At 43.0% G+C, this 2,542-nt stretch carries 4 protein-coding genes; 3 read left to right on the top strand and 1 reads right to left on the bottom strand.

Going from position 1 to position 2,542, the window contains the following annotated elements; all coding sequences use genetic code 11:
- Nucleotides 1-527: 527 nt before the first annotated feature.
- Entirely contained in the window at nt 528-872 is a 345-nt protein-coding gene (tnpA, locus tag ACE1CM_RS29235; protein WP_374882368.1) for an IS200/IS605 family transposase, read from the bottom strand.
- Between the two features lie 307 nt (nt 873-1,179).
- On the opposite strand from tnpA, the gene ACE1CM_RS29230 reads away from it, so the two are divergent.
- The 3 genes from ACE1CM_RS29230 to ACE1CM_RS29220 all read left to right on the top strand — a co-directional run bounded on the left by ACE1CM_RS29230 (nt 1,180) and on the right by ACE1CM_RS29220 (nt 2,263).
- Nucleotides 1,180-1,353, top strand: coding sequence for a hypothetical protein (locus ACE1CM_RS29230; RefSeq protein WP_374882367.1), 174 nt, complete (start codon nt 1,180-1,182; stop codon nt 1,351-1,353).
- A 162-nt stretch (nt 1,354-1,515) separates the two neighbouring features.
- Complete coding sequence (locus tag ACE1CM_RS29225; protein WP_374882366.1) at nt 1,516-1,845, top strand: hypothetical protein; 330 nt, start codon at nt 1,516-1,518, stop codon at nt 1,843-1,845.
- Nucleotides 1,846-1,876: 31 nt separating this feature from the next.
- Complete coding sequence (locus ACE1CM_RS29220) at nt 1,877-2,263, top strand: hypothetical protein (protein ID WP_374882365.1); 387 nt, start codon at nt 1,877-1,879, stop codon at nt 2,261-2,263.
- Nucleotides 2,264-2,542: the final 279 nt, after the last annotated feature.

The raw sequence follows: 2,542 nt of genomic DNA, 5'->3' as shown, positions 1-2,542 counted from the left end.
GGGAAAGCCTGTGGAAAATCTTGATTTATCCCCTTTGACTCTGCCCCTCAATGCTTTTAAATTTTTCACTTAAAATGCCATCCCATTTTCTGACCTGAATACTAAACATCGAAAATCATTTTGAGCGGTCAAAGTATCTATAACGAATTTCAGAAAGTTGGGAGCTAGTTAAAGTTACCATGATGCTGGTTATATTTACTAAGCGAATCGCTCACTTCCTCCTAAAGGTACTTCTAGTAAATCTTAATTATTTATTTAATTTTATCTCAGAAGTTTACCTTTTTAAAATCTCAGTTATTATATAAAATCTCCTCATATCTATCTGCTTGAGATTTGGAACTAACTAATTGTTTATATTCCATTGATCCCACTTGTCTTGTGTTAATAATAATGAGAATCATACAGAGAGGGAAAAGGCAATCTTTGATTGCCTTTTCCCTCTCCCCGACCATGCGTGATTCTCATTTTCATTCAGAGTAAAATTGAGCATATTCACTCATTGACAAAAGCTCCACTTTCTTAACCTGTCACGAATGGCGATGGTGCGGAGCTTCAATATACCGCTTTATCGCCTCGCTACTAACATTACCCGCAGTACTGACAAAATAGCTGTTAGTCCAAAGTGACGGCAGCTTTTTTAATTGCGGGAACTCTTTACGTAGATAGTAGCTAGACCGCCCCTTAAATGCCTTAACAACTAAGTGAGGAGTATCGACGGGTTTAACGCTGATAAATAAGTGAACGTGGTCGGGAGCAACTTCTAAAGCCAGAATGTCCCACCCCTTCTCTATCGCCAGAGCGAGAAAAATTTGTCTCAATCTCGTTGCTATATCCCCGACCAAAACCTTCTTCCTCCGCTGGGGAATCCACAACTAGTGATAGTTAACCAAAAATTTAACGTGGTTATGGGTTTGATAGTCTTTCTGCAACAGCATAACTTGTCGATTTGTCACGTTTGATTGACAACCCCATCATAGTTGATTACTATAAGTGACTCAACTACTGCAAGAGGCCATGCCGAAGGCTAAAGCTAAAACCCCTATGGGTGTCCAGCAAGTTTTACTGCACCCAGACGGCGAAACGCGATCGTTGCTCTTGTACCTCTGTCAACAGTAGGGTCAACTCTACAACAGTGGGGTTTACTTTGCCAGAAAAATTTTCTTTAAGACCGGGAAGCTGTTGACTGGAAAGTTCGATTTAATTTACGAACCATCGGTTTTAAAATCAATGGTTGCTCAATCCTTACCTTCGACGCCGATGCAACAAACGTTGATGTCGGTGGCAGAAGCTTTCAAATCTTTTAAAGAACTGAGGGATTTACATCTCAAAGGTAAGTTGCACTTGGGACCCTGACCGCCTCACTACCTCAGAGGCTCAAAGTTATTCAAAGTAGCTTATCATAACTCTGGCGCACAGAGGCCGGTGTTGGTAGATGGTAAGCTAAAATTTTCTCTGGGATTGACAGTTAGAAGGTGGTTTGGAGTATCTGATTTTTTCTGGCCCATGCCTTCAAATATGGAATACTCAAAAGTCAAGGAGTTTACCATCTTGCCCAAAAACGGTACTTTTTATCTTGAGGTATCTTATGAGATGAAAAAAGAAAAGCACGACTTGGATATTAGCCGTGCTTTGTCAATTGACCTGGGAACCGCTGATAATTTAGCCGCTTGTGTCGATACCCTGGGCAATTCTCTACTGATTGATGCCCGCGCTATGAAGGCAATGAATCAATTGTGGAATAAAAAGGTATCGACCCGTAAAGAAGGCAAGCCCGAAGGATATTGGGCTCGCTGGTTAGACCGAGTTACCCAAAAGCGCAACCATCAAATGCGCTTCGGGAGTTAATAAGGCGGCGAAGTTAATCGTTCAACATTGTTTGAAGTACGGGATTGTCACCCTGGTGGTTGGCTGGAACTCAGGCTTTAAAAACGATGCCAATCTTGGCAAGGTCAATAACCAAAAATTCGTTCAAATGCCACTGGGGAAACTAAAAGATCGATTGAAACAGCTTGGCGAAAAGCACGGCATTCAGTTTGTAGAAACTGAAGAATCCTATACCTCGAAAGCCAGCTATCTTAATGGTGACTCCCTGCCTAAATATGGTGAAAAACCTTTAGGGTGGAAAGCATCGGGTAAGCGAATTTCGCGGGGATTGTATCGCTCTGCTGATGGTTCAATCGTTAATGCGGATCTGAATGGGGCCGCCAATATTTTACGCAAAGTAGCCAGCTTTTCTTCGCTTAGACTTAGGCTTACTGGGTAGACGGTGTTTGGTGCAATTCGTTGGCTATAAACTAGAATCCACGAGGGTTCGGAGGATTAGCCGCAAGGGAGAACCTTGACAACTGAATGACCATGTAGGTGAAAATCTTACCCCGCAGGTGCTGCGGTGAAAGCACTTCCCCCAGGTTCGCGACTAGCCATGTGCGATGTGAAAGTCGTACATCAACGTGTTAAACACGTTAAGAATGAGGAGCCGCCTCCTCCGGGGATTTCTCTCTCCCCGTCCCCATGTAAAAAGAGTCAGAGACTCTGCCTACGT

Source organism: Microseira sp. BLCC-F43, assembly GCF_041929235.1.
GTDB lineage: Bacteria > Cyanobacteriota > Cyanobacteriia > Cyanobacteriales > Aerosakkonemataceae > Microseira.
The sequence above is the reverse complement of the archived record's forward strand: the minus strand, read 5'-3'. Positions and strand labels throughout refer to the sequence as shown.